This is a genomic window from Streptomyces sp. CNH189, from assembly GCF_000527195.1.
In genome coordinates, this window is sequence record NZ_AZUS01000012.1 from 15152 (window position 1) to 41082 (window position 25931).

Sequence of the window (25931 nt, forward strand, 5' to 3'; positions counted from 1 at the left end):
GGAGGATGGCGGGATCCGTACGAAGGGAAATTCACGGTGACCATCGACCCGTCCTCGATTCCGAATTTCGGGGGCCAGCAGCCCGAGCCGCAGCCCCAAGGACCGGCGGGCCCCGTCGTCCCGGATCAGGACCTCGTGAAGCAGCTCCTCGACCAGATGGAGCTCAAGTACGTCGTCGACGACGAGGGTGACCTCGCGGCGCCGTGGGAGCAGTTCCGCACCTACTTCATGTTCCGCGGCGAGGACGACCAGCAGATCTTCTCGGTGCGGACGTTCTACGACCGGCCGCACCAGATCGAGGAGAAGGCACAGCTCCTCGAGTCCATCGACGACTGGAACCGCCGCACCCTGTGGCCCAAGGTCTACACGCACACCCACGACGACGGCACGGTCCGTCTCATCGGTGAGGCGCAGATGCTGATCGGCATGGGCGTGAGCCTGGAGCACTTCGTCTCCTCGACGGTCAGCTGGGTGCGGGCCGCCATCGAGTTCGACAAGTGGCTCGTCGAGCAGCTCGGCCTCGAGTCGGAGGTCAACGACGCGGACAAGCCGGACGACGACGCGTAAGCGCCCTGGCGCGCGAGCGGCGGCGCCGGCCAGGCGCACGCCGTAGGGAGCCCAGCCCGGCCCGGAAGCCGGCCCACGTGGCCGGTCGCGGGGCCGGGCTCTCTCATACCGGCTTCCGGCCCGCCGGGCCCGCTTATTCTTGGGGACATGACAGCCCAGCCCGTCCCGCGCGACGACGACCGAGGCGGCCTGCGCGCCTCCCACGACGACCGGGAGGCGGTGGTGGAGCAGCTGCGCGACGCGGCGGCCGAGGGGCGCATCGACCTCGACGAGCTGGACGAGCGGCTGGAGCGGGCGCTCACCGCGAAGACCTACGCGGAGCTGGACGCCCTCACCGCGGACCTGCCGAGCCCGCCGGCCCCCGCCGACCTGCCGCCCCTCGAGCTGAAGGGCGGCCTCCACGGAGCGTCCCGCGGCCCCGGCCACTGGGAGGTCCCCGCGCAGGTGATCGCGCGCGGCGGCCTGGCAGGCGTGAAGCTCGACTTCAGCCGCGCCGAGTGCCGGCTGTCCGAGGTCACGGTGGAGGCGTACGGCGAGGCGGCGGGCGTCACGATCGTCCTCCCCGACGGCTGGGCGGCCGACACCACCGCGATGGACCCCGGCATCGGCGGTCTGAAGGACACCACGACCCCGGGCCGCCTCCCGGGCACTCCCCTGATCCGTGTCGTCGGTTCCGGCGGCATGGCGGGCGTGGTGGTCCGCCACCCGAATCGGTGGGAACGCCGCAAGCTGGCGAACGACCCGCCGCGGGGCTAGCCGCGGGCCGGCGTGCTCCCGATCCTGCGCGCGAGGCGCCCGATCGGCACGGCGTTGACCAGCCCGGCCAGGACCACTCCGGCGGAGAAGACCAGCGTGCCCAGCCAGGGGAGCGAGTACTCGCCGGGTGCCGACACCGCCACGGCGAGGAAGCTGAGCGGCGCCGCCGCGAGGATGGGCCATATCCCCGCGAAACCGGGGTCCGGCGACAGCAGCACGGCGTACAGGAAGGTGCCCAGCGCCGCCGCGACCACGGCGACGTAGGCCCGCGCGGGCCAGTTGTCCATGGCGGCGGCGAGCAGCGCACGTCTGGGGCGCGTCGAGGGCGTCCGGTCCGGTCTGCGGGCGAGCGCTCCGAACGCGGCGGCGTTCACCAGGGCGCACAGCAGCAGCCACCCGCCGTATCAGGCCGGCCCTTCCGGCTCCTGCCCCGGCGTCGCGGGCACGATCAGCGCGCATTCCGCCCACACCGTCTTGCCCACGGGCTCACGGGGCTCCCAGCCCCAGCGCTCGGCCAGGACGTCCACCAGCAGCAGACCCCGGCCGGACTCGCCCTCGGGCGGCGCCAGGGGCGTGGCCCGAGGAGGCCGCTTCCCGGCGGCGGCGTCCGCGACCTCGGCGCGCACCAGGCCCGCCGTCTCGTCGAGCACGAGCCGCAGACCGAAGTCCCGGCCGGGGACCCGGCCGTGCCGTACGGCGTTCGCCGCCAGTTCCCCGACGACGAGGGCGATCGCACACGACGCGTCCGACGCCGGCGGATGGCCCCACCCCTCCAGGCACCGGACGGCGAACCGCCGGGCGAGCCGCGCGCCGTGCGGCGAGGAGGGGAACTGCGCGGCGGCCGTCGGCAGTTCCCGGTCCGGGGCAAGAATTCCTGTGAGCACGGCGTGGTCCGTCCTTCTCCGTCGAGCCGGTCTCGTGGCGTGCACGAGTCGTCGCTTTCCGTGGTCAAGACTCGGCGGCCCGCCCTACTCTCAAAAGGGGGTGCGGACTTACCTTTCAGGTCATAAGGAACGGAAGTGACGCTTTGGCCAACGGAATTGACCCCAGTACGTCGATGGCCGCGCTGTTCGGTGCGCGGGTGCGGAGACTGCGGACGGCGGCCGGGCTCACCCAGGCCGAACTCGGCGCGCTGACCCACGTGGTGAGCACCCGGATCACGCAGATCGAGCGGGCGTCGGGGGCGAAACCGACGCTGGAGCTGGCGCGTGCGCTGGATGCCGCCCTCGGCGCGGACGACCTCCTGGTCGAGCTGTGGCCGTACGTGTACCGGGAGGCGTTCCCGGACTGGTCACGGAAGTTCATGGAGTACTCGGAGCGGGCGGTGGCCATTCGGCAGTACGCGGCGCACGTCGTGCCGGGTCTGTTGCAGACGGAGGACTATGCGCGGGCCGTGCTCAAAGTCGGCCGAACGCTGAGCGGCGAGGAGCAGTTGAGGGAGCGGTTAGCTCTCCGTATGGGACGACAGGAACGCCTCAGCGCACCGGATCGGCCGGAGCTGTGGGTCGTGCTCGACGAGGCGGTCCTCCGGCGCCCGGTCGGCGGCCTACCGGTGATGCGCGACCAGTTGGCGCGGCTGCTCGCCTGCGGGGCGGAGCCCCACATCACGGTGCAGGTACTGCCTTTCGACCAGGGCGAGCACGAAGTGATGGGCGGCTCTCTGACGGTCCTCACCATGCCGGACGGGAGGGAGATCGCCTACACGGAAGGCGCGCACTACGGCCAACTCGTCGAAGAATTGGACGAGGTCGCGAGTCTCGCGCTGACCTACGATCGGCTGCGGGCGGCAGCTCTGCCCCCGATCATGTCGCTCGACATGATCCGATCCGTGAGGGAGGACAACCATCGTGGAGCGAACGTCCCGTCCCGATCTGAGCGTCGCCGTGTGGCGCAGGAGCAGCTACAGCAATCAGGAAGGGGGCGACTGCGTGGAGGTGGCCGACGGCCTCCCCGGCCTCGTCCCCGTGCGTGACAGCAAGGTCCCCCAGGGACCGACCCTCCGCTTCGAAGGCGCCTCCTGGGCCGCCTTCATAGGCGACCTGAAATCCCGCCGTCCCTGAGCGGAGCGGCCCACCGATTCCCTGTCGGCGAGGGTCCGGTGGGCCACTGACCTCCCCGAAGAACCGGGAGAAAGAACTACCCGCCCACCCACCCTCCCCGCCGAAAGGCCCGCGTCACTCGTGCGAGTGACCGGCTTGCGGGTGCGGAATGCGGGCGGCTACGTTCGCCGCGACAAGCTCGACGATCACCAACGAATTCGGCCCCCGGCCGGGACTGGCATCCCGACCGAAGGCCTGACCGTTCAGGAAGAAAGCACCTTCCCAATGGCTGACTCGCAGTTTAACGCGCCCCCGCGCGCCGGCGCCGGAGCTCCGACCTCCGGCGTGATCCACGTACGCACCCGCCTCACCGCCGACTTCACGGTGATCTCCAACGCCCTCGCCCAGCGGCGCGGCAGCGCGGTCACCATCGGAGTCGCGGTCTACATCCTGTCCCTGCCCAGCGGCAGCATCGTCAGCATCTCCGCCCTGTGCGCCCACTTCACCGAGGGCGAGATCCTGATCTCGCGGGCGCTCAGGGAACTGGAAGCCGCCGGGTACCTGGAGCGCCGCCGCGAGCGCACGCCCTCCGGGCAGATCCGTACCCGGACCTACTTCTACGACGTCCCCGGCGGCACCCCGATGCCGGACCCGGACGGGCCGCCGGAACCGCCCGAGCCGGCCGCTCCCTCGCCGGTGCCCGCGGAAGAGGCTCCCGTGCCTGCCCCGGACGATCCCGCGGAGCCGGCCGTGCTCGCCGACGCCGATCCGGAGGCGGTCGCCGTGCTGGCCTCCCTGCGCCGCGTCGATGCGCGGCTCGTCCTGTCCGAGCGGGAGGCCGCGCGCCTTGCCCCGGCGGTCACCGCATGGCTGGCCGCCGGTGTCGCGCCCACCCGGATCACCGCGCTGCTCACCACGGGGCTCCCCGACCGCTTCCTGGCCCGTCCGGCGGGCATCCTCGCCTTCCGCCTCCGCGAGACTCCGCTGCCCCTACCGCCCCAGGACCCGCTCCCGCCGCTGCCCGACCGCCCGGCCGCGCTGCCGTTCCAGACGTGCGACGGCTGCGAGCGCGCCTTCCGCGCACCGGAGCCCGGACGCTGCCGGGACTGTCGAAGCCACCTCGTCGGGGACCTTCTTCGTGCGGCTGGTTGAGCAGATGGGCGGGTGTGCGATCGCTCCCCGGACGGGAGACTTGGTATGCGACGATGCGAGATCCGTTGGCGGACGCAACAGACGGAGGAGGCGGGGCATGGCCGACCGATTCACAGATGGGCTTCTGACCCCCGCAGAAACAGCCTCTCACCTGCAGATTCCGCAGTCGACGCTGCTCTCGTGGCTGAAGAGCACGGCCGCCGGGGCACCGCTGGTCCACCAGGTGGAACCACTGCGTAAGGGACAGCCCTCCGTGCCCTTCATCGCGGTGGCCGAGGCGCACGCTCTCCGTTCCCTCCGCACCCTGGGGCTTCGGATGAGCGAGATCAGGGAGGCGGCCGCCGCCGTTCGGGACGCCTTCGACACCCCCTACGGCCTTGTCTCGAAGCGGATCGCGACGGACGGCGTGGACATCTTCGTCGAGCACGGGATGGGGGACCTTCGCAGAGCCCGGGACGGTCAGGCGCCCATTCACGAGGTGGTCTCCGACTACCTCCGCTACCTGAACTGGGAGCCCGACGACGACTTCCCCTCCAGCCTGCGGCTCAGGCAGTACCCGGAATCCGTCCCCGTCGTGATCGACCCGAGGTTCGGGCAGGGGAGACCCGTCGTGGCTGCCAACCGTGTCGCGGTCAAGGCCATCACGGACCTCTGGGAGGCCGGGGAGAGCGTCGACGACATCGCGTACGACTTCGACATGACTCCCGAGCAGGTGGATGTGCTGTGCCAGGCAGTGGTGCGCCTTGCTTCCTGAGTTCTTCCTCGACCGCAATCTCGGACGTCGCGTCGCGGAAGGACTTAAGGCGTGCGGCTGGACCGTTCACCGTATCGGTGACGTCTTTCCCGACGACGCTCAGGACATCCCCGACGAAGACTGGATCACTCACGGCCTCGACCGCTCGTGGGTGCCGATCTCCAAGGACGGCCGGATCACAAGCCGGGACTTGGAGATCCGGCCGGTGCTGGAACGGGGAGCGGTGCTGTTCTACCTCGACAACCAGCAACTGCCCAGCGCCGAGATGGTCCAAAGACTCGATGCACACCGCGAGGTGATCCACCGGGCCGTGGCCGGGGGCGGACCCGCTGCTTATGCCGTGCGACGCGACCGCGTCGAGCGCACCTGGCCGTGAGTTCGCTCAGATCGCGCACGCCGACCTGAGGCGGGCCGCGGCCTCCTCCAGGACCTGGCGCTGCTTGCAGAAGGCGAAGCGGACGAAGGGGGCGCCCATGTCCTGGTGGTCGTAGAAGACGGCCGTGGGGATGGCGACGACGCCCGCGCGTTCCGGGAGGGCGCGGCAGAAGGCGATGCCGTCGGTCTCGCCCAGGGGGCGGATGTCGGCGGTGACGAAGTAGGTGCCGGAGGGGCGGTAGACCGTCAGGCCGGCCTCCTCCAGGCCCGCCGCGAGGACGTCCCGCTTGGTGAGCATGTCCGCGCGGAAGTCGGTGAAGTACGACTCCGGCAGGGCGAGGGCCTCAGCGACCGCGTACTGGAAGGGGCCCGCGGAGACGTAGGTGAGGTACTGCTTGGCCGAGCGGACCGCCGTGACCAGCTCGGGGGAGGCGGTGAGCCAACCGACCTTCCACCCGGTGAAGGAGAACGTCTTGCCCGCGCTGGAGATGGTCACCGTGCGGTCGTGCATGCCGGGGAAGGTCGCCAGGGGGATGTGTTCGGCGTCGTCGAAGACCAGGTGCTCGTAGACCTCGTCGGTCACGACGAGGAGGTCCCGCTCCACGGCCAGCTCGGCGATCGACGCCAGCTCCGCGCGGGTGAGGACCGTGCCGGTCGGGTTGTGCGGGGTGTTGATCAGCAGCAGGCGGGTGCGGTCGGTGACCGCGTCGCGCAGCTCGTCGAGGTCCAGCCGGAAGCGGCCCTCGCCGGGGCGGAGGGTGACGGGGACGCGGGTGCCGCCCGCCATGGCGATGCAGGCCGCGTAGGAGTCGTAGTACGGCTCCAGCGCGATCACCTCGTCGCCGGGCTCCACCAGCGCCAGCAGCGCGGCGGCGATGGCCTCGGTGGCGCCCGCGGTGACCAGCACCTCGGTGTCGGGGTCGACGGCGAGGCCGTAGCGGCGCCGCTGGTGCGCGGCGACGGCGGTGCGCAGCTCGGGGATGCCCGGCCCCGGCGGGTACTGGTTGCCGAGCCCGTCCCGCAGGGCCCGTACGGCGGCCTCCCGGACCTCTTCCGGGCCGTCCGTGTCGGGGAAGCCCTGGCCCAGGTTGATGGCTCCGGTCCGCAGGGCGAGGGCCGACATCTCGGCGAAGACCGTCGTCCCGAACTCGGCGAGCCGGCGGTTGAGGAGGGGGCGCGCGCTGGAGGTCATGCGGGTCATCCTGCGCCGGATCCCCGGCGTCCTCAACTCACCCGCGGCGCGGAGCGGCGCGCCGGCCCCCGACCCGGGCGGAGAGGGCTCAGGACGCCGCCGACGCGGGCCCGGGCGCCGCACGCCAGGGGAAACCTCTGGAGTTGCTCAACTCTGCTTTGGGGCGGAGTGGGGGAGGGCATGTCCCGGTCACACCGTGAGCGAGGCACCCACGGGGGGCTGCTTCGGGGGATCACGGGGAACCGGAAGGAGGGTGGCGCCATGACTGTCGGCATCATCCTGGTAGTGCTCTTCGCCCTGCTCGTCGTGTTCGTGTCGCGGGCGTCCCGCAGGTCGGCTCTGCGTCGCGCCGGGTCGGGGGCGGGCCGCCGACGCGGCGGGTCGTCCTCGGGCGGCGGCCACACCGACGGGGGCAGCGGCGGCTGGTGGGCCGGCGGCGGCGCGGCCGCGACCAGTTGTGGATCGTCCTCCGACGGAGGCTCGTCCTGCGGAGGCGGGTCGTCCTGCGGAGGGGGCGGATGCGGCGGTGGAGGCGGCTGACACGGGGCAGCACGGCTCCACTTCGGGAGAACGCATCCGCGACGGCGGGGTCCGCACCTGGGGCGGGCCCCGCCGTGGTGTTCAGCGGCGGGACGGACTCCGGTTCCGGTTGGCGCGTGGTGCGGCGGAGTGCGACGTCACTCCGGGCGTACGCCGTAGTTGAACACGTGAGCTGTGGAGCCCCCCAGGGGATGGAAAGCCCACGAAGTTGGGTAAAAACGCTGTGGTGGCAGCACAGTTCATGATTCCCTATAAATCACCAGCGCAGCCATCGGATCTCCCCGCGGACCCTTCTTCCAGCCGGGCGACCGGGCTGACGGGCCGAGTGCCCGGTCCCACCGGGGTGCGCGGACCCGTATTTCTTCCTTGTGTGCTTGCGGAGCCGATCCATGCTCACGACCCTGAACACCGCCTATTCCGACACGCGCGCGGCCGACCTCGCCTGGGCACTGGGGCGCGAGCCGCTTCCGGCGCTGGCCACCCTCGACCTCGAACTGCAGGGGGCCAGGCTCCAGCTGCGGCTGCTCGGCGCGTCCCACCAAGTGCTCCTGGAGGAGGACCGCGGCCTCTGCTCGGAGACGGTGGCGTGCATCCCGGGCAGCAGCACGCCGCTTCCGCTGGGCGTGGCCAAGCGGGTGGACGACTGGGAGTACGAGTTCGCCGCCCGGGTGGAGGTTCTGCCTCCGGGAGCGTTCGCCGGCCGGGCGCAGGAGCTGCTCGCCCTGGTCTCCGACCACCCGCAGGGCCTCGCCGGGGTGTTCCCCGGCAGCCCGCACGCGTTCACGGCGATGCTCGCCCGCAGCCACGAGGGCCAGTTCCACTGGCGCACCTGGCACGCCTACCCGCAGGACGGCCAGCTCGTCGCCACCCGTACCCGCGTGGGAGCGCGGGTGGCCGCCCATGCCGGTGCCGTGCGGGCGTAAACAAAAATCACGCGTGTGGGTGACGTTGTGCGATCAGGGCGTGACGTAACGTCCCTGGGGTGATCGAACCGCAGGCCCCCGCTCCGCCCGGCTCCACGCAGTCCTGGGACGGGCCTGACGGCTCCCGGGACGGCACCGTGAGTGAGCTGCCGCTGCCCGTGCGGCAGGGCACCGGGCGGTGGCTGGTCCTCGCGGGGGTGTTCGTCTGCGCCGCCTGCGGACTGGTGTACGAACTGGAACTGGTCGCGCTGGCCGCGTACTTGATGGGCGACTCGGTCGCCCAGACGTCCGTCGTGCTGTCCGTGATGGTGTTCGCGATGGGCATCGGCTCCCTCGCCGCCAAACGGCTGCGCCGGCACGCGGCGGCCGGGTTCGGCGCGATCGAGGCGGCACTCGCGCTGGTCGGCGGATGCAGCGCCATGGCCCTGTACGCGGTGTTCGCCTGGACCGGCGACTGGGGCGGGATGTGGGCGGACGGACCCCGCTGCCTGCTGGTCGCGTTCTCCCTCGCCACCGGTCTGCTGATCGGCGCCGAGGTGCCGCTGCTGATGGAGCTGATCCAGCGGATCCGCCGCCAGGACGCGGGCGGCGCGGTGGCCGACCTGTCCGCCGCGGACTACGTCGGCGCCCTGGTCGGCGGCCTCGCCTTCCCCTTCCTCCTCCTGCCGGTGCTGGGCCAGTTGACGGGCGCGCTGATCACCGGCGCGGTCAACGCGGTCGTCGGCGGCGCGCTGGTGCTCGGGCTGTTCCGGCGCGACCTCACCCGGCGCGCCCGCCGTCTGCTGGTGGTCGCCAACGTGTGCGTGCTCGCCCTGCTGGCCTCCGCCGCCCTCCTCGTCGACGACTTCGAACGCGCCGCCCGGCACGCCCTGTACGGCGAGGACGTACGGGTCGCCGTGCACACCGACGTGCAGGAGGTGCTGCTCACCGGCGGCCGGGACGGACGGCCGCTGAACCTGTTCCTCGACGGGCGGCTGCGGGTCGGCGGCCAGGACGAACTGCGCTACCACGAGGCCCTGGTGCACCCCGCGATGGCCGGACGGCACGCGCGCGTGCTGGTGCTGGGCGGCGGCGACGGGCTGGCCGCCCGCGAGGTGCTGCGCCACCCCGGCGTGCGGCGGGCGGACGTCGTCGAACTCGACGAGGGCTTGGTCCGGCTGGCCCGCCACGACCCCGCGCTGTCCGCGCTCAACGCGCACTCCCTCGACGACCCCCGCGTCCGGGTGATCACCGCGGACGCCTTCGACTGGCTGCGGACGGCACCCCCGGCCGCGTACGACGTCGTGGTCGCGGACCTGCCGCACCCCGGGATCACCGCCAGCACCAAGCTGTACGCACAGGAGTTCTACGGCCTGACCCGGCGGGCGCTGGCCCCGGGCGGCCGGCTCGTGGTGCACGGGGGCGCGGTGGCGTCCCGGCCACGCGACTTCTGGACCGTCGACGCGTCCCTGCGCGCCGCGGGTCTGCGCACCACCGCCTACCGGGTGCGCGGCCGGCAGTCCCGGTTCGCCGCGGGACCCGACCGCGGCCCCGCGGACACGCCCCGCGCCCACCACGACTGGGGGTTCGTGCTGGCCGCCGGCCGGCACGCCCCCCGGCCGCGCCTCGACCCCGCCGGCCCCCGGCCGCGGACGCTGACCGACGCCTCCCTCGCGGCGGACGTCCGTGCGGCGGAACGCACCCGCGTGCGCGGACTGCGGCCGTCCACGCTGGTCCACCCCCGCTACATGGACTGACCCCCTTACCGCGCACCGCACCGACGCGCCGTGACTTCTCACGGACGGGGGTGCGGTCCGGCGTCCCGTGGGTAGGCTCCGCACTCATGGAGCACGAGGTGTTCGTTCCGGTCGAGACGGAGCGGCTCAGGGAGGTGCTGGACGACCCCGCGCGGGTCGCCCGGGCGGTGCCCGGGCTCCAGCACGACGCCGGTGCGGATCCCGTCGCCGGGCGTCTGAAGGTGCGCGTCGGCGGCTCCTCCATCACCTACCGCGGGTCGGTACGGGTGGCCGCCGAGGATGACGGTTCCTACGCCGTCGAGGGCGACGCGGCGGAGGCGCGGGGGAGCGGGTCGGTGCGGCTGGCGCTGCGGCTGCGCCCGCGCGCGGTGGACGCCGGTACGGCGCTCGTCGTCACGGGGACGGCGACGGCCGACGGGCGGATCACGGAGGTGCCGCCGGAGACGGTGGCGTCGGCGGTCACCCGTCTGCTCGACCGCTTCGCGGAGAACCTGGGCGCGATCGCCGCGGAGGACGCCGGGGCCGCGCCCCGCCCGCCCGCCGAGTCACCGGAACAACTGTCGACGGGCGACTTCGAGCCGCGGGCCACCACCGACTTCGAGACCACCCCCGACGCGGAGGACCCTGCCCCGCCACCGGAACGGCCCAAGCCGACCGGCACGTCCGGGCCCGGCTCCGCGTCGGACGGCCCGTCCGAGCCCGCGCCGGAGTCCGAGGAGCCCCCGGCGTCCGAGCCGCCGTCCGCCCCCGAGGCCGAGTCGGAGGCCGGTCCCTCGGACGAGCCGCCGCAGTACGGCGCCGGGAGCGGTCCGGAGCCCGTCGGGCTGCCGCCCGGGTTCGGGGACGGGCCGTTCGGGGGCGACGACGAGGACGACGACTCCCTCGCCGAGGCCGCGCACGCCCGGCGGACGATGATCGGGCGCAGCGCCGAGGAGGTCGACCACGCACCCCCGCGCGGCCGGTACGCCCCGGTCCCGGCGCCCCAGACCGTCGCCTCCTCCACCCCGCTGCGCTGGGCCGCCCCGGCGGCCGCCCTCGCGGTCGCCTCGGCCGTCGTCGCCATCAGAGCCCTCCGCCGCCGCCACTGACCACCCCCGCCGGCGCCCCCCTCGCGCGTGAGCGGGCGGCTCGCCCCGCCCCGGTGATCCACCTTCGGTGGACCCGACCCGCCGCCCCCGGCCGCCTCCGCGCCACCGTGCGCCGCCGACCCGAGCCGGAAGGCGCCCGCGCACAGCGGCGACCCGCCCCAGCGCGGCGCGCGGGCGACCCTGCCCAGGAAGCCTCGCCCCCCGTGCCGCGCGGGTGGCCCCGCTCGGGAAGCCTTGCCTTGCCTCCGTGCCGCGCGGGCGACCCTGTCCGAGAAGCCTTGCCTCCGTGCCGCGAGGGCGGCCCCGCCCGAGAAGCCTCGCCCCCGTGCCGCGCGGGCGGCCCCGCCCGAGAAGCCCCGCCCGCGTGCCGGCGCGGGTGACCCCGCCCATCCGCCCCCGCCCATCCGCCTCCGCACGCGCACGCGACCCGCACCGGGCCTACGCACACGCGCGACGCGGGCCGCCCGAATGCCGCACGTGCGCGAGATACCGGCCCACGACGGTTCCCCCTTCTCCTCGCCCCGCGGACGCGGACCCCGTCCCCTTGATCACCCCAGTAGGGTCGAAGGGTGAGTAACGAACACATCACGCTGACCGCGGGCGACGCGGAGGTGGACGTGCTGCCGGGGAACGGCGGACGGGTCGGGGGGCTGCGGATCGGCGGCGTGGAGTTGCTGCGGCAGGGGGAGAAGTTCGGGTGCTTCCCGATGGTCCCCTGGTGCGGACGGCTGCGCGACGGCCGGTTCCGGGACGGCGCCACCGTGCAGCAGATGCCGCTCAACGCCCCGCCGCACGCCATCCACGGCACGGCCCGCAACTCCCCCTGGCGCACCGCCCGCAAGAGCACCGACGAGGCCGTGCTGACGTACGACCTGACCGATCCGTGGCCGTACTCGGGGCGGGTCACCCAGCAGGTGGCGCTCGGCGAGGAGTCGCTGACGCTGACGATGGGCGTGGAGACCTACGAGTCCTCGTTCCCGGCGCAGATCGGCTGGCACCCGTGGTTCCTGCGCAACCTGGGCGGCGAGGACGTGACGATCGGTTTCGAGCCCGCCTGGCAGGAGGAGCGCGGGGACGACCACCTGCCCACCGGCCGGCGCGTCGACCCGAAGCCCGGCCCCTGGGACGACTGCTTCGGGATGCCCGGCGGGGTGGACGTCACCCTCACCTGGCCGGGGCAGCTCCAGCTGAAGGTGACCAGCCGCGAGGAGTGGGTCGTGGTCTACGACGAGCAGGACGAGGCCGTCTGCGTGGAACCGCAGACCGGACCGCCGGACGGACTGAACACCCACCCGCGCCTGGTCACGCCGCTGGAGCCGCTGGAGGCCTCGACGACCTGGACGTGGACCCGCCTTTAAGCTGGCGGCATGACGGACACACGCGGCGCGCTGCTGCAGCAGATCAAGGACAAGGCCGTGGTGCACGGCAAGGTGACCCTCTCCTCCGGTCTGGAGGCCGACTACTACGTCGACCTGCGCCGCGTCACCCTCGACGGCGAGGCCGCCCCGCTGGTCGGTCAGGTGCTGCTGGACCTGACCGCGGAGCTGGAGTTCGACGCGGTGGGCGGCCTGACCATGGGCGCCGACCCGGTCGCCGCCGCCATGCTGCACGCCGCCGCGGCGCGCGGCCGCGGGCTGGACGCGTTCGTCGTGCGCAAGGCCGCCAAGGCGCACGGCCTGCAGCGCCGCGTGGAGGGCCCGGACATCAAGGGCCGCCGCGTGCTCGTCGTGGAGGACACCTCCACCACCGGCGGTTCGCCCCTCACCGCCGTGGAGGCGGTGCGCGAGGCCGGCGCGGAGGTCGTGGCCGTCGCGACCATCGTCGACCGGGCGACCGGCGCCGCTGAGAAGATCCAGGAGGGTGCCGGGGTGCCGTACCTGTTCGCCTTCTCCAAGGACGAGCTGGGCCTGGACTGACCGGTCCGACATCGCCGTCATAACGACTCGACCTGCACCGTCGACGTGCCGCCGATGTCTGGGAAGATGGGGCCGACAACGGCGTCGCTTCCAAGGTTCCAGGTCAGGGCCGACAGTACGCAGCACCCCACACCGCACGCTTAAAGGAGCGGACAGATGCCCATCGCAACTCCCGAGGTCTACAACGAGATGCTGGACCGGGCGAAGGCAGGAAAGTTCGCCTACCCGGCCATCAACGTCACCTCGTCCCAGACCCTGCACGCGGCTCTGCGCGGCTTCGCCGAGGCGGAGAGCGACGGCATCGTGCAGATCTCGACGGGCGGTGCCGAGTTCCTGGGCGGCCAGCACAGCAAGGACATGGTGACCGGGGCCGTCGCCCTCGCCGAGTTCGCGCACATCGTCGCCGAGAAGTACGACGTCAACATCGCCCTGCACACCGACCACTGCCCGAAGGACAAGCTCGACGGGTACGTCCGCCCGCTGCTCGGGGTGTCCGAGGAGCGCGTCAAGGCCGGCCGCAACCCGCTGTTCCAGTCGCACATGTGGGACGGCTCCGCGGAGACCCTCGCGGACAACCTGAGCGTCGCCCAGGAGCTGCTGGAGCGCGCCCGGGCCGCGAAGATCATCCTCGAGGTCGAGATCACCCCGACCGGTGGCGAGGAGGACGGCGTCACCCACGAGATCAACGACTCCCTCTACACCACGGTCGACGACGCGATCCGTACCGCCGAGGCGCTGGGCCTGGGCGACAAGGGCCGCTACCTGCTCGCCGCGTCCTTCGGCAACGTGCACGGCGTGTACAAGCCGGGCAACGTCGTCCTCCGTCCCGAGCTGCTGAAGGAGCTCAACGAGGGCGTCGCCGCCAAGTACGGCAAGCCGGCCGGCTCGCAGCCGTTCGACTTCGTCTTCCACGGCGGCTCGGGCTCCACCGAGGAGGAGATCCGCACCGCCCTGGAGAACGGCGTCGTGAAGATGAACATCGACACCGACACCCAGTACGCGTTCACGCGGCCGGTCGCCGACCACGTGCTCCGCAACTACGACGGCGTGCTGAAGGTCGACGGCGAGGTCGGCAACAAGAAGACCTACGACCCGCGCACCTGGGGCAAGCTCGCCGAGGCGTCCATGGCCGCCCGGGTCGTGGAGGCCTGCGGTCACCTGCGGTCGACGGGCACCCGCATCAAGTAACCCTTCCGCGCGTCGGGCCCGGCACCTGTCCAGGTGCCGGGCCCTTCCGTATGCTCCCGGTATGCCCGATGTCCGGCTGGCGTCCCCGCAGGGCAGGTGGATCCTGTTCACCACGGTCCTCGGATCCGGCATGGCCCTGCTCGACTCGACCGTGGTCAACGTCGCCCTCCCGGCGATCGGCCGGGACCTCGACGCCGACCTCGCCGCGCTGCAGTGGACCGTCAACGCCTACATGGTCACGCTGGCCGGGCTGATCCTGCTGGGCGGGGCGCTGGGCGACCGGTTCGGGCGGCGCCGGGTGTTCGTCGTCGGCGTGCTGTGGTTCGCCGCCGCCTCCCTGCTGTGCGGGCTCGCGCCGAACGAGGGCGTGCTCATCGGCGCGCGGGCCCTGCAGGGGGTGGGCGGCGCGCTGCTCACGCCCGGTTCGCTCGCGTTGATCCAGGCGTCCTTCCACCCCGAGGACCGGGGCCGGGCGGTCGGCCTGTGGTCCGGGTTCGGCGGGATCGGCGCGGCCGTCGGCCCGTTCGTCGGGGGCTGGCTGGTGGACGGGCCGGGCTGGCGCTGGGTGTTCCTGCTCAACGTGCCGTTCGCGCTGCTGTGCGCGCCCGTCGCCGTGCGCCATGTGCCGGAGTCGTCGGGCGGGAAGGCCGAGGGTCACTTCGACGTGTTCGGCGCGGCGCTCGGCGCGGTCGCCCTGGCGCTGGTGACGTACGCGCTGATCGAGGCCGAGGACGGGTCGCCGCTGGTCGTCGTGTCCGCCGTGGCGGGGCTCGCCGCCGCCGTCGGCTTCGTGCTGGTGGAGAAGCGCCGCCCGGTGCCGATGATGCCGCTGGAGATCTTCGCGTCCCGCCAGTTCTCGGCGGTCAACGGCGTCACCCTGTGCGTGTACGCGGCGTTCGGCGGCTTCTTCTTCCTCGCCGCGCTCCAGCTCCAGGTCGTCGTCGGCTGGTCCGCGCTCGCCGCCGGCACCGCGCTGCTGCCGACGACCGCCCTGATGCTGCTGCTCTCCGCCCGCTCCGGCGAGCTCGCCGACCGGATCGGGCCGCGTCTGCCGCTCACGGTGGGACCGCTGCTGAGCGCGGCCGGGGTGCTGCTGATGCTGCGGGTCGGGCCGGGCGCCGCGTACGCCACCGACGTGCTGCCCGCGCTGCTGGTGCTGGGCCTCGGCATGGTCACCCTGGTGGCGCCGCTGACGGCGACCGTCCTGGCCTCCGTGGACACCGCGCGGGCGGGCCTGGCCAGCGGCGTCAACAACGCCGCCGCCCGCGCCGCCGGGCTGCTGGCGGTGGCGGCGCTGCCGCTGCTCGCCGGGATGGGTCCGGAGGCGTTCCGGCAGCCGGCGCGGTTCGACGCCGCGTTCGACCGGGCGATGCTGCTGTGCGCGGGCATCCTGGTGATCGGCGCACTCCTCGCCGCGGCGACCGTGCGCAGTCCCGCGCCGGGCTGCCGGCGCCCCGAGTGCCGTACCCACGGCAGTGTGGCCGTGCCCCCGCTGGAGGCGGACCCGCGCCGGGGGAGCAGCATCGCCTGATGTACGAGACTGGACCCATGTCGATTCACGAGAACCTCCTCGGGGGCCCGCCCCCGACCCACCTCCCCGACGACCCGGAGCCGCGCGAGCTGCTGGCGTCCGGTGCCTCCGCCGCCGACGTCGCGGGCCGGTACCCCACCTCCTCGCTGGCCTGGGCGCGGCTCGCGGACGAGGCGTTCGAGCGGGACAGCGTCGTCGAGTCCTACGCGTACGCCCGTACGGGCTACCACCGGGGCCTCGACTCGCTGCGCCGCAGCGGCTGGAAGGGCCACGGCCCGGTGCCGTGGGAGCACGAGCCCAACCGCGGCTTCCTGCGCGCCCTGCACGCCCTCGCCCGCGCCGCGCAGGCGATCGGCGAGCAGGAGGAGTACGAGCGCTGCACACAGTTCCTGAAGGACTCCTCGCCGACCGCGGCGCAGGTCCTGGGCTGAACCGGCCGGTAACCGGAACCTGATCACCGCGGGGCCCGCCTGCCGGACGGGCGGGCCTTGCGGTGGTGGGGGACGATTACGCAGGATGCACCGTGGGGACCGGGGCCCCCGTGCCGGTAACGGCAGGGGCGGACCGCTACCCGGAGAACATTTCAGGAGACAGCGATGTCCCACGAGGCTCACGAGCCCGAGACCCCGCATCTCGACTTCCAGGGGACCACCCCCTACGAGGACTACGTCAGGGCCGACGTCCTCACCCACCTCCAGCACACCCTCTCGGACGACCCCGGAGAGATGGTCTTCCTGGTCACCACCCAGGTCATGGAGCTGTGGTTCACCGTCATCGTCCACGAGTGGGAGACCGCGGCGAAGGCGCTGCGCCGGGACGACGTACCGACCGCGGTGGACGCGCTGAGGCGCTCGCGGCGCGAGCTGGAGGCGCTGAACGCCTCCTGGAAGCCGCTGGCCGGGCTCACCCCGGCGCAGTTCAACTCCTACCGCAGCGCCCTCGGTGAGGGCTCCGGCTTCCAGTCGGCGATGTACCGGCGCATGGAGTTCCTGCTCGGCGACAAGTCCGCGTCGATGCTGGTCCCGCACCGGGGCGCGCCCCGGGTGCACGCCGAGCTGGAGAAGGCCCTGTACGAGCCCGGCCTGTACGACGAGGTGCTGCGGTTCCTCGCCCGGCGCGGGCACCCCGTGCCGAAGGCGGTGCTGGAGCGCGACGTGTCGCGGAAGTACGAGCCGTCGCCCGAGGTCGAACGGATCTGGACGTCCGTCTACGCGGGGGACGAGCGGGACGAGGTGGCGCGGCTCGGCGAGGCGCTGACCGACGTCGCCGAGCTGGTGTGGCGCTGGCGCAACGACCACCTGGTCGCCACCCGCCGGGCCATGGGGGCCAAGACCGGAACAGGAGGGTCCGCCGGCGTGGCGTGGCTGGAGAAGCGGGCGCAGAAGAGCGTGTTCCCCGAGCTGTGGACGGCGCGGTCCTATGTCTGAGCTGACGGAGAAGGCGCGGAAGCTGGACGCCGTCGACGAACTCGCGGCCAAGCGCGAGGAGTTCGTGCTCGACGGGACCGACGGCGCGGTCTACCTGGACGGCAACTCGCTGGGCGCGCTGCCCGTCGCCGTGCCCGGCCGGGTCGAGGACGTGGTGCGCCGCCAGTGGGGCGAGATGCGCATCCGCTCCTGGACGGAGGGCGGCTGGTGGACGGCGCCGGAGCGGATCGGCGACCGGATCGCCCCGCTGGTCGGCGCGGCGGCCGGGCAGATCGTGGTGGGCGACTCCACCAGCGTCAACGTGTTCAAGGCGCTGGTCGGCGCGGTACGGCTGGCGCGGGAGACCGATGCCGGGCGGGACGAGATCCTGGTCGACGCGAGCACCTTCCCCACGGACGGCTACATCGCCGGGTCGGCGGCCCGGATGACCGGCTGCACGCTGCGCCCCGTGGACCCGTCCGAGGTGCCGGGCGCGCTCGGCGAGCGTACGGCCGCCGTGCTGCTCAACCACGTGGACTACCGCACCGGCCGGCTGCACGACCTGCCCGCGCTCACGGCGGCCGTCCGTGCGGCGGGCGCGTACGCCGTCTGGGACCTGTGCCACAGCGCGGGCGCGCTGCCGGTCGGCCTGGACGCGCACGGCGTGCACCTGGCCGTCGGCTGCACCTACAAGTACCTCAACGGCGGCCCCGGTTCGCCCGCGTACCTGTATGTGCGCGCGGACCTCCAGGACCGTTTCGACTCCCCGCTGCCCGGCTGGAACTCGCACGCGGAGCCCTTCGGGATGCGCTCGGAGTACGAGCCGGCCGGGGGTGCGGTGCGCGGGCGGGTCGGCACGCCGGACATCCTCTCCATGCTGGCCCTGGAGGCGGCGCTGGAGGTCTGGGACGGGGTGACGGTCGAGGCGGTGCGGGCCAAGTCCCTCGCGCTGACCGACTTCTTCCTGGAGTGCGTCGCGGAGTACGTGCCCGAGGGCCGGGTGGAGTGCCTGACCCCGCTGCCGCACGGGGAGCGGGGCAGCCAGGTCGCGCTGCGCTGCTCCCCCACTCTCGGCTCCGCTCGAGCGGGAGGGACCCCCACCGCCGGGCCGGTGATGCGGCGGCTGATCGAGCGGGGCGTGGTCGGCGACTTCCGCCACCCGGACGTGCTGCGCTTCGGTTTCACCCCGCTGTACGTCGGGTTCGCGGACGTGGAGCGGGCGGCGCGGGCGCTCGCCGAGGAGCTGGACCAGGCCTGAAGGGGGGCCGGGGCGGCACCGTCCCGGCCCGTTCCCGCCGGTCAGGCGGGACCTCCCGGTGAGAGGGCCCCCCGAGGTACTGGTACCGTCCCGGCCGAACGGCCGTGTGTGTGCCCGGCCCGGTCGAACCACGTTGTATCGCTGGAAGGTTGGAGCATGACGGACGACGTCGCAGCCGCCCGGGCCGCCGCCGAGGAGGAGTCGGCTCTCTCCCACCAGCCGGTCGCCCCCGACGCCACGGCGGCCTACGGCGACGATCCCGACCAGGTGATCGACCTCTACGCGCCGCGCGGCGGGGCCGGACCCGCCCCGGTGGTCGTCGTCCTGCACGGCGGCGCCTGGCGCGCACCCTACGACCGGCGCCACATCAGCCCGTTCGCCGCGTTCCTGGCGGCCCGCGGCTTCGCCGTGGCCAGTGTCGAGTACCGGCGCGGGGCGGGGGAGACGGGCGCCGGTGGCCCGGTGGCCGGGCGCTGGCCCGACACCTTCGACGACGTCGCCGCCGCCGTTGACGCGCTGCCCGGGCTGATACGCGAGCACCTCCCGGCGGGCGATCCGCGCCGCATCGTCCTCACCGGCCACTCGGCCGGCGGGCATCTGGCGCTGTGGGCCGCAGCCCGGCACCTCCTGCCGGCCGGTTCGCCCTGGCGCACGGACGCCCCCGCGCCGCTGCGCGGGGTCGTCGCCCTCGCGCCGATCGCGGACTTCGAGGTCGCCGACAAGCTCGGCGTGTGCGGCGGCGCCGCCCGTGAACTCCTCGGCGGTGACGACCATTTCGCCGAGCGCCGGCCGCACGCCGACCCGGCGCTGCTGCTGCCCACCGGGATCGCCACCACCCTCGTCCAGGGCCGCACGGACGTCGACGTCCCCTTCGCGGTCGCCGAGTCGTACGCGGACGCGGCGGCGAAGGCGGGCGAGGTGGTGGGGGTGACGCTGCTGGAGGACGTCGGCCACTTCCCGCTCATCGATCCGGCGGCGGACGCCTGCGCGGTGGTGGCGGAGGAGATCGCCCAGCTCGCCTGGTGAGCCCAACTCCGCCCGCACGATGGGCCGGTCATACCCCTAGTACCTGAGAGCTACCCCGAGGGTGAGTCCCCCGGTGGGACGCGGGCTACACGCCACGCTCCGTAACTTCCTTTCCCAGTAGGCCCGATGACCGGGCGGACGGGAAGGAAGCGGCGACGATGGAGCAGGGGCGTGAGCGGGGGACTCCGGGCACGAGACCCGGCGGGGCGGAGGCCACGGCACACCGTCCCGCACACCGCCCGGCGGGCCGGCTGCGGCGCGGGCTGCTCGCCGCGCTCGTCGCCGCAGCCGTGGCCGTGCCCCTCGCCGGGGCCGCCGGACCGCAGGCGCCCGCCCCGCCGCCCGCCCAGCTCCCGCCCCCGGCCGTCGCCGGACTCGACGCGACCTACGCCGCCCACCGGGCCAACGCCGCCGAGGCGGCCCGCACCGCGTCCGACCACGGGTACCGGGACCGCGCGGCCACGGAACGCGTGCTTGCCACACGGCAGTTGCTGTACTTCGACGGACGCGGCGCCGGTCTGGTCACCGAGGTCCTCGGTGACCTCGCGCACGCCGACCGCGTCGCCGTCCTGGTCCCCGGGTCCGACACCGGCATCGACACCTACGACCGGTTCCGCGCCACCGCCCTCGCGCTGCATCAGCGGCTGACACGGGAAGCGCCCACGGGGATGCGTACGGCGGTCGTGGCCTGGCTCGGCTACGAGACACCCGGCACGGTCAGCCCCTCCGTCGCGACGACCGGCCGCGCGGAGGAGGCGGCACCCGAACTGCGCGCGCTCGTGGCGGAGGTGCGGTCGGTCGCCGCCCCCCGCGCCCGTGTCTCCCTGCTCTGCCACTCCTACGGCTCCGTCGTCTGCGCCCGGGCCGCCTCCGGACTCGACATCGACGACCTGGTGTTCCTCGGCAGCCCCGGCACCGGCGCCGACACCGCCGCCGACCTGCACACCCGCGGCCGGGTGTGGGCCGCCCGCGGCGCCGGCGACTGGGTCGAGCACGTCCCGCACCTCGACGCCGAACTGCTCGGCACCACCGTCGGCTTCGGCACCGACCCCGTGGCCGAGGAGTACGGCGCCCGCGTCTTCGCGGCCGGCGACGGCGGACACAGCGACTACTTCGCCCCCGGCTCCCTCTCCCTGGCCAACCTCACCCGGATCGTCCTCGGCCACACCCAGGAGGTGACCCGATGACCCGCCTCACCGTCGCCGTACGCGACACCGCCGCCCGCATCGACGCGGCCACGCCCGCCCACCGCGACCGCGCCGTCGACGCCCTACGCGCCTTCGCCGTCCTCGGCGTGGTCCTGGGGCACTGGCTGGTCACCGCGCTGGTCGCGGACGGCCGCAGCCTGCGCACCGCCAGCCCGCTCCAGCACATGCCCTGGCTGGCCCCGGTGTCCTGGACCTTCCAGACGCTCGCCGTGTTCTTCCTGGTCGGCGGGCACGTCGCGACCCGCTCGTACGCCTCGGCGCGGGAGCGTGGCACGCCGTACCGGCGGTGGCTGCACGCCCGGCTGGCGCGGCTGTTCGGGCCGGTCGTCGCCGTCCTCACCCTGTGGACGGTCGTGACGCTCGCGCTGCTGCTGTCCGACGCCGAGTACGGGACCGTGCGGACGCTGGTGAAGCTGGCGCTCTCCCCGATGTGGTTCCTGCTGGTCTTCGCCGCCCTCACCGCCGCGACCCCGCTGGTCGCCCGGCTGCATCCGCTGTGGCCGCTGGCCGTCGTCCTCCACGTCGACGTGCTGCGGTTCGGCTTCGGCGCGTCCGACGGGCTGGGCTGGCTGAACCTCGCCGCGGGCTGGCTGGTGCCGTACACGCTGGGCGCGGCCTGGACCCGGGGCGAGCTGGAGGGCCGCAGGTCGGGATGGCTGCTGCTGGGCGGCGGCACGGCGGCGACGGCCGCGCTGGTCGCGTGGGCGGGGTATCCGGCCGCCATGGTCGGCGTGCCGGGCGCCGAGGTGTCCAACCTCAACCCGCCGACCCTGGCCGCCGTCACCTTCGGCCTCGCCCAGTGCGGACTGGCGCTGCTGCTGCGCGACCGGCTGCGCCACGCGATGCGCAGTCCGCTCGCCTGGGCGGCGGTGGCGCTGGTCAACCTGTCCGCGATGACGGTGTTCCTGTGGCACCAGACCGCCCTGATGGCCACCACCGCCGCGCTTCTCCCGGCCGGCCCGCTGCCCGGCCTGCACACCGTCCCCGACGGCCTCGGCTGGATCGCCGCCCGGCTGCCCTGGCTGGTGCTCTTCGTCCTCGCCCTCGCCGTGTGCGGGGCGGCGTTCCGCACCTGGGAGCGGGGCGGCGGCCGACGGCGCGTGCGGCCGTCGAAGGTGGTCCGGGCACACCACCCGGTGACCGAGCGCATCCCTCATGTCTAGGCTGAACACCGTGGTGGACACGGGGGCGGAGCACATACGGCGGTGGCTGGGCGTCCTGCGCGACGACCTGCTGACCGCGCGGGTCGACCCCCTGCCGCCGTCGACATGGCTGCGGTGGCTGCCGCACGGGGTCGTGTGGATCATGGCCGTCGTCGTGACGATCGTGGAACTTGTGGAGCTCCACGAGCACGGCCTGGTCCCCTACGGCATCGTCGTTCCCGTCGCACTCGGCCACGGCGGCGCGATGGTGCTCGTGCTGTGGCGGCCCGTCCCGGGCTGGTGGACGTCGCTGGCCGCGATGGTGGTGGGCGCGTTCGCGGTGCGCGCCGAGATGGTCGTCGGCGACGGCCAGTCGTTCGCCTGGCCGTGGAGCTCCGCGGGGCTCGTCGGGCACATTCTCGTGCTGCTGCTGCTCGCCCTGCGGGTGCCCACCCGAGTGTCCGTGGAGGCGCTGGCGCTGACCGCGCTGGTCACCTGGGTGCTGCAAGGGTGGATCGGTGCGCGGGACTACCAGTCCACCGGTCTTCTGGCGGTGATCCTCTCCGCCGTCGTGATCGTCCTCGGCATCGCCCTGCGCGGCCGCCGCGAGGCCCGCGCCGAGCTGGTGCAGCAGACCACGCTCACCGCCGAGGAACGGGCCCGCCGCACGCTGCTGGAGGAACGCAGCCGCATCGCACGTGAGTTGCACGACGTGGTGGCCCACCACATGTCGGTCATCTCCATCCAGGCGCAGGTCGCCCCGCACCTCGTGAAGGACCCGCCCGACGAGCTCAAGGAGAACCTCGCCGGCATCCGGCAGAACGCCGTCGAGGCGCTCACCGAACTGCGCCGCGTGCTGGACGTGCTGCGCTCCGAACACCCCGCCCCCGGCGAGCGCGCGGACGCCCCGCAGCCCACCCTGGACCGGCTGGAGGCGCTGGTGGAGAACACCCGCGCCGCCGGACTCACCGTGACCACCGAGGTCACCGGCGACCGCCGGCCGCTGCCGCCCGGCGTGGAGCTGTCCGCGTACCGGATCGCGCAGGAGGCGCTGAGCAACGTGCTGCGGCACGCGCCCGGCGCCACCGCGCACGTCACCCTCGCCTACGGGCCGCGCGCCCTGCGGGTGGAGGTCGTGAACACCGCCCCCACCCGGGAGGCGCCGCCGTCCGCCGGGGCCCGGCACGGACTGCTCGGCATGCGGGAGCGGGCGGTCATGCTGGGCGGCACGCTCACCGCCGGCCCCTGGTCCGGGCGCGGCTACCGCGTCGAGGCCCGCCTCCCCGTGTCCGCACCCTCCGCCACCGACCCCCTTCCCCAGGACGGCACCGCATGATCCGCGTACTGATCGCCGACGACCAGCAGATGGTCCGGCAGGGCTTCACCGTGCTGCTGAACACGCAGCCCGACATCGAGGTCGTCGGCCAGGCGGTGAACGGGATCGAGGCCGTCGAGAAGGTCGGTGAACTCCCCCCGGACGTCGTCCTGATGGACATCCGTATGCCCGAGCTCGGCGGCATCGAGGCCACCGCCCGCATCACCGCCGTCCACCCCGAGGTGAAGGTGCTGGTGCTGACCACCTTCGACCTCGACGAGTACGTGTACGAGGCGCTGCGCGCGGGCGCGTCCGGCTTCCTCCTCAAGGACGCCTCCGCCGAGCAGCTCGCCGAGGCGGTGCGGGTGGTGGCGGCGGGTGACGCCCTCCTCGCGCCGGGCGTCACCCGCCGGCTGATCGCGGAGTTCTCCCGCCTGGACCCGAGGCCCCGCTCCCCGCTGCGGCAGCGGGTCGGTGATCTGACCGAACGCGAGACGGAGGTGCTCGCGCTGATCGCCCAGGGACTGTCGAACGCCGAGATCGCCGTACGGCTGGTGGTGGCCGAGCAGACCGTGAAGACGCACGTCGGCCGGATCCTGGTGAAACTGGGCCTGCGCGACCGCACCCAGGCCGCGGTGTTCGCGTACGAGTCGGGGCTGGTGCGTCCCTCCGGTTACTGAGCCCGAAGTACCGCGGGGTAACCGGGCGCGGCCTGCGTAGTACCTGAGACGGACGCCCGGGAACCCGACTCAGCGGGGACGACCGCGACCACCCGTTCGGCCTACCGTGTGAGCGTGACCGAGACGACGCACCAGCAGTCCCCGCGTGCCGGGGACGGGGACCGCAGCCCGGAGTACCGGCTGGCCCAGAACTCCTTGCGGGGACTGCGCGAGGACCTCTTCCGCGACCCCTTCGCCTATCGTCCGCTGGGCCCCCGGCCGACGGACGGCCCGATCCTGGGCCGGCTGCCCGCGCGGATGCGCACCGCCGCGGAACGGCTCCCGCACGCGGTGGTGGGGGCGATCGCGCTGATCACCCTGATGGTCGGCGCCCTCTCCGGCGCCGTGCCCGGCGGTGACGGCAGGGCCCTGCTGGCCGGTCTGCTGTGCGCGCTGCCGGTGGTCGTCACGCTGTCCCGGCCGGTCGGCGCGTTCTGGCTGTCCCTCGTGGTGGCGCCGGTGACCGCGGTGGTCAGCGGCGACGGGTCGGACTGGCCGTGGATGCCCGGCGCGTTCGTCAGCCACCTCACGGTGCTGGTGGTGGTGGCGCTGCGCACCCGGCCCCGCACCGCCGTCTGGATGTGGGCCGTGACCGCCGTGTACGTCGTCTTCTCGGACGTCCTCTTCGGCGGGTCGTACTACTACAGCAACGGCGCCCCGATGCTGCTGACGTCCGCGTTCGCCCTGCTCCTGGTCTGTCTCTGGCACGTCCGGCACACCGCCCAGCAGGAGGTGACCGCCCAGCAGACGGTCACCGCGCAGGAGCGGTCCCGGCGCACCCTGCTGGAGGAGCGCACCACCATCGCCCGCGAGCTGCACGACGTGGTGGCGCACCACATGTCGGTGGTCGCCATCCAGGCCGAGGCGGCGCCGTACCGGGTGGAGAACCCGCCGGAGGAGCTGGAGCGCGCCTTCGTCACCATCCGGGAGAACGCGGTCGCCGCCCTGACCGAGCTGCGCCGGATCCTCGGTGTGGTCCGCGCCGAGGACTACGAGGCCCCGGACGCCCCTCAGCCCACCCTCGCCGACCTGGACGCGCTGCTGGTCAACGTGCGCGACGCCGGCCTGACCGTGGAGAAGGTGGTGACCGGCGCGGTGCGGGAGCTGCCGCAGGGCGTGGAGCTGTCGGCGTACCGGATCGTGCAGGAGGCGCTGAGCAACAGCCTGCGGCACGCGCCCGGTGCGAGCGCCCGCGTGGAGATCGGGTACGTCCTCGGCGGCCTCGGTGTCCGGGTCGTCAACGGTGCGATGCCCGAGCCGAGCCTGGTGAAGCCGTCGCCCGGAGCCGGTCACGGCATCACCGGGATGCGCGAGCGGGTCGCCATGCTGAACGGCGAGATGACCGCCGGCGCCACCGACGACGGTGGCTACGAGGTCGCGGTGTTCCTGCCGGTCACCGCGGTGAACGAGGGTGACGCATGACCATTCGCGTGCTGATCGCGGACGACCAGATGATGGTGCGCGAGGGATTCTCCGTCCTGCTGAACGCGATGCCGGACATCGAGGTCGTCGGCGAGGCGGTCAACGGCCGGCAGGCGGTCGAGCGGGTCCGCGAACTCGGGCCCGACGTGGTGCTGATGGACATCCGCATGCCCGAGCTGAACGGCATCGAGGCGACCCGGGAGATCGTCGCCGCCGACGGCTCGTCGAAGGTGCTGGTGCTGACCACCTTCGACCTCGACGAGTACGTCTACCAGGCGCTTCGCGCGGGCGCGTCCGGCTTCCTCCTCAAGGACGCGTCGGCCCGTCAGCTCGCGGACGGGGTGCGGATCGTCGCGGCCGGTGAGGCGCTGCTCGCCCCGTCGGTCACCCGGCGCCTGATCACCGAGTTCTCCAAGCTGTCCGACGCGCCCCGGCTGATGCCGTCCGCGCAGGCGGCGTACGGCGACCTGACCGAGCGGGAGACGGAGGTGCTGGTGCTGATCGCGCAGGGGCTGTCGAACTCGGAGATCGCCGAGCGGCTGGTGGTCGCCGAGTCGACGATCAAGACGCACGTCAGCCGCATCCTGGTGAAGCTGGGCCTGCGGGACCGCACCCAGGCGGCGGTGTTCGCCTACGAGGCACGGCTGGTCACGCCGGGCTGACCGCGCGCGCCCTAGG

General features: G+C 73.5%; 28 protein-coding genes. 25 read left to right on the top strand and 3 right to left on the bottom strand.

Annotated elements, in window-relative coordinates; all coding sequences use genetic code 11:
• Positions 1 to 36 precede the first annotated feature (36 nt).
• Positions 37 to 567 carry a type III secretion system chaperone family protein gene (locus B100_RS0117430; RefSeq protein ID WP_024885711.1) on the top strand — a complete coding sequence of 177 codons (531 nt, stop codon included), beginning with the start codon at positions 37 to 39 and terminating at the stop codon, positions 565 to 567.
• Positions 568 to 714: 147 nt separating this feature from the next.
• On the top strand, positions 715 to 1323 hold the full coding sequence (locus B100_RS0117435; protein ID WP_024885712.1) for a DUF1707 SHOCT-like domain-containing protein: 609 nt from the start codon (positions 715 to 717) through the stop codon (positions 1321 to 1323).
• Here the strand turns inward: B100_RS0117435 and B100_RS0117440 are convergent.
• Both B100_RS0117440 and B100_RS0117445 read right to left on the bottom strand, forming a co-directional pair.
• Positions 1320 to 1697, bottom strand: a complete 378-nt coding sequence (locus tag B100_RS0117440; protein ID WP_024885713.1) for an SCO4225 family membrane protein — start codon at positions 1695 to 1697, stop codon at positions 1320 to 1322. The genes B100_RS0117435 and B100_RS0117440 overlap by 4 nt on opposite strands.
• 30 nt (positions 1698 to 1727) lie before the next feature.
• Positions 1728 to 2207 carry an ATP-binding protein gene (locus B100_RS0117445; RefSeq protein WP_024885714.1) on the bottom strand — a complete coding sequence of 160 codons (480 nt, stop codon included), beginning with the start codon at positions 2205 to 2207 and terminating at the stop codon, positions 1728 to 1730.
• A gap of 173 nt (positions 2208 to 2380) precedes the next feature.
• Between B100_RS0117445 and B100_RS0117450 the strand changes: the two genes are divergently transcribed.
• The 5 genes from B100_RS0117450 to B100_RS0117470 all read left to right on the top strand — a co-directional run bounded on the left by B100_RS0117450 (position 2381) and on the right by B100_RS0117470 (position 5644).
• Positions 2381 to 3295 carry a Scr1 family TA system antitoxin-like transcriptional regulator gene (locus tag B100_RS0117450; RefSeq protein ID WP_024885715.1) on the top strand — a complete coding sequence of 305 codons (915 nt, stop codon included), beginning with the start codon at positions 2381 to 2383 and terminating at the stop codon, positions 3293 to 3295.
• Entirely contained in the window at positions 3258 to 3383 is a 126-nt protein-coding gene (locus B100_RS37630; RefSeq protein ID WP_231157461.1) for a DUF397 domain-containing protein, read from the top strand. The genes B100_RS0117450 and B100_RS37630 overlap by 38 nt, the downstream gene beginning before the upstream one ends.
• 264 nt (positions 3384 to 3647) lie before the next feature.
• Entirely contained in the window at positions 3648 to 4514 is an 867-nt protein-coding gene (locus B100_RS0117460; RefSeq protein ID WP_024885717.1) for a hypothetical protein, read from the top strand.
• A 97-nt stretch (positions 4515 to 4611) separates the two neighbouring features.
• Positions 4612 to 5268 carry a DUF433 domain-containing protein gene (locus B100_RS0117465; protein WP_024885718.1) on the top strand — a complete coding sequence of 219 codons (657 nt, stop codon included), beginning with the start codon at positions 4612 to 4614 and terminating at the stop codon, positions 5266 to 5268.
• Complete coding sequence (locus B100_RS0117470) at positions 5258 to 5644, top strand: PIN-like domain-containing protein (RefSeq protein ID WP_024885719.1); 387 nt, start codon at positions 5258 to 5260, stop codon at positions 5642 to 5644. The genes B100_RS0117465 and B100_RS0117470 overlap by 11 nt, the downstream gene beginning before the upstream one ends.
• Before the next feature lie 6 nt (positions 5645 to 5650).
• On the opposite strand, the gene B100_RS0117475 is transcribed toward B100_RS0117470, so the two are convergent.
• Positions 5651 to 6844 (bottom strand): pyridoxal phosphate-dependent aminotransferase, encoded by a 1194-nt coding sequence (locus B100_RS0117475; protein WP_024885720.1) that lies wholly within the window; start codon positions 6842 to 6844, stop codon positions 5651 to 5653.
• A 252-nt stretch (positions 6845 to 7096) separates the two neighbouring features.
• Here B100_RS0117475 and B100_RS37255 point away from each other — a divergent pair, with 252 nt between their 5' ends.
• The 18 genes from B100_RS37255 to B100_RS0117560 all read left to right on the top strand — a co-directional run bounded on the left by B100_RS37255 (position 7097) and on the right by B100_RS0117560 (position 25915).
• Positions 7097 to 7375: a hypothetical protein gene (locus B100_RS37255; RefSeq protein ID WP_037722987.1), complete on the top strand. Its 279-nt coding sequence runs from the start codon at positions 7097 to 7099 to the stop codon at positions 7373 to 7375.
• A 389-nt stretch (positions 7376 to 7764) separates the two neighbouring features.
• The gene (locus B100_RS0117480) at positions 7765 to 8298 is read left to right on the top strand and encodes a DUF2617 family protein (protein WP_024885721.1); all 534 of its coding nucleotides are present in this window, start codon (positions 7765 to 7767) and stop codon (positions 8296 to 8298) included.
• Between the two features lie 59 nt (positions 8299 to 8357).
• Positions 8358 to 10034: a polyamine aminopropyltransferase gene (locus B100_RS0117485; RefSeq protein ID WP_024885722.1), complete on the top strand. Its 1677-nt coding sequence runs from the start codon at positions 8358 to 8360 to the stop codon at positions 10032 to 10034.
• Between the two features lie 86 nt (positions 10035 to 10120).
• Complete coding sequence (locus tag B100_RS0117490; protein ID WP_024885723.1) at positions 10121 to 11122, top strand: SRPBCC domain-containing protein; 1002 nt, start codon at positions 10121 to 10123, stop codon at positions 11120 to 11122.
• A 569-nt stretch (positions 11123 to 11691) separates the two neighbouring features.
• Entirely contained in the window at positions 11692 to 12480 is a 789-nt protein-coding gene (locus tag B100_RS0117495) for an aldose epimerase family protein (RefSeq protein ID WP_024885724.1), read from the top strand.
• Between the two features lie 9 nt (positions 12481 to 12489).
• A complete protein-coding gene (gene pyrE, locus B100_RS0117500; protein ID WP_024885725.1) occupies positions 12490 to 13038 on the top strand; it encodes an orotate phosphoribosyltransferase in 549 nt (182 codons plus the stop codon).
• Positions 13039 to 13194: 156 nt separating this feature from the next.
• Positions 13195 to 14226, top strand: coding sequence for a class II fructose-bisphosphate aldolase (gene fbaA, locus B100_RS0117505; RefSeq protein ID WP_024885726.1), 1032 nt, complete (start codon positions 13195 to 13197; stop codon positions 14224 to 14226).
• Positions 14227 to 14287: 61 nt separating this feature from the next.
• Positions 14288 to 15757: an MFS transporter gene (locus B100_RS0117510; RefSeq protein ID WP_024885727.1), complete on the top strand. Its 1470-nt coding sequence runs from the start codon at positions 14288 to 14290 to the stop codon at positions 15755 to 15757.
• Between the two features lie 17 nt (positions 15758 to 15774).
• Positions 15775 to 16188 carry a DUF3151 domain-containing protein gene (locus tag B100_RS0117515; protein WP_024885728.1) on the top strand — a complete coding sequence of 138 codons (414 nt, stop codon included), beginning with the start codon at positions 15775 to 15777 and terminating at the stop codon, positions 16186 to 16188.
• A gap of 165 nt (positions 16189 to 16353) precedes the next feature.
• Positions 16354 to 17184, top strand: coding sequence for a tryptophan 2,3-dioxygenase family protein (locus B100_RS0117520; RefSeq protein ID WP_024885729.1), 831 nt, complete (start codon positions 16354 to 16356; stop codon positions 17182 to 17184).
• Positions 17177 to 18421 (top strand): kynureninase, encoded by a 1245-nt coding sequence (gene kynU / locus B100_RS0117525; RefSeq protein ID WP_024885730.1) that lies wholly within the window; start codon positions 17177 to 17179, stop codon positions 18419 to 18421. The genes B100_RS0117520 and kynU overlap by 8 nt, the downstream gene beginning before the upstream one ends.
• A 156-nt stretch (positions 18422 to 18577) precedes the next feature.
• Complete coding sequence (locus B100_RS0117530; protein ID WP_024885731.1) at positions 18578 to 19447, top strand: alpha/beta hydrolase; 870 nt, start codon at positions 18578 to 18580, stop codon at positions 19445 to 19447.
• A gap of 158 nt (positions 19448 to 19605) precedes the next feature.
• A complete protein-coding gene (locus B100_RS0117535; protein ID WP_024885732.1) occupies positions 19606 to 20634 on the top strand; it encodes an alpha/beta hydrolase in 1029 nt (342 codons plus the stop codon).
• Positions 20631 to 21818, top strand: a complete 1188-nt coding sequence (locus B100_RS0117540) for an acyltransferase family protein (protein ID WP_024885733.1) — start codon at positions 20631 to 20633, stop codon at positions 21816 to 21818. The genes B100_RS0117535 and B100_RS0117540 overlap by 4 nt, the downstream gene beginning before the upstream one ends.
• Entirely contained in the window at positions 21811 to 23133 is a 1323-nt protein-coding gene (locus B100_RS0117545; RefSeq protein WP_024885734.1) for a sensor histidine kinase, read from the top strand. The genes B100_RS0117540 and B100_RS0117545 overlap by 8 nt, the downstream gene beginning before the upstream one ends.
• A complete protein-coding gene (locus B100_RS0117550; RefSeq protein WP_024885735.1) occupies positions 23130 to 23792 on the top strand; it encodes a response regulator transcription factor in 663 nt (220 codons plus the stop codon). Before B100_RS0117545 ends, B100_RS0117550 begins: the two co-directional genes overlap by 4 nt.
• Positions 23793 to 23906: 114 nt before the next feature.
• Positions 23907 to 25253 (top strand): histidine kinase, encoded by a 1347-nt coding sequence (locus tag B100_RS0117555; protein WP_024885736.1) that lies wholly within the window; start codon positions 23907 to 23909, stop codon positions 25251 to 25253.
• Positions 25250 to 25915 carry a response regulator transcription factor gene (locus B100_RS0117560; protein WP_024885737.1) on the top strand — a complete coding sequence of 222 codons (666 nt, stop codon included), beginning with the start codon at positions 25250 to 25252 and terminating at the stop codon, positions 25913 to 25915. The genes B100_RS0117555 and B100_RS0117560 overlap by 4 nt, the downstream gene beginning before the upstream one ends.
• The last annotated feature ends 16 nt before the right edge of the window (positions 25916 to 25931 follow it).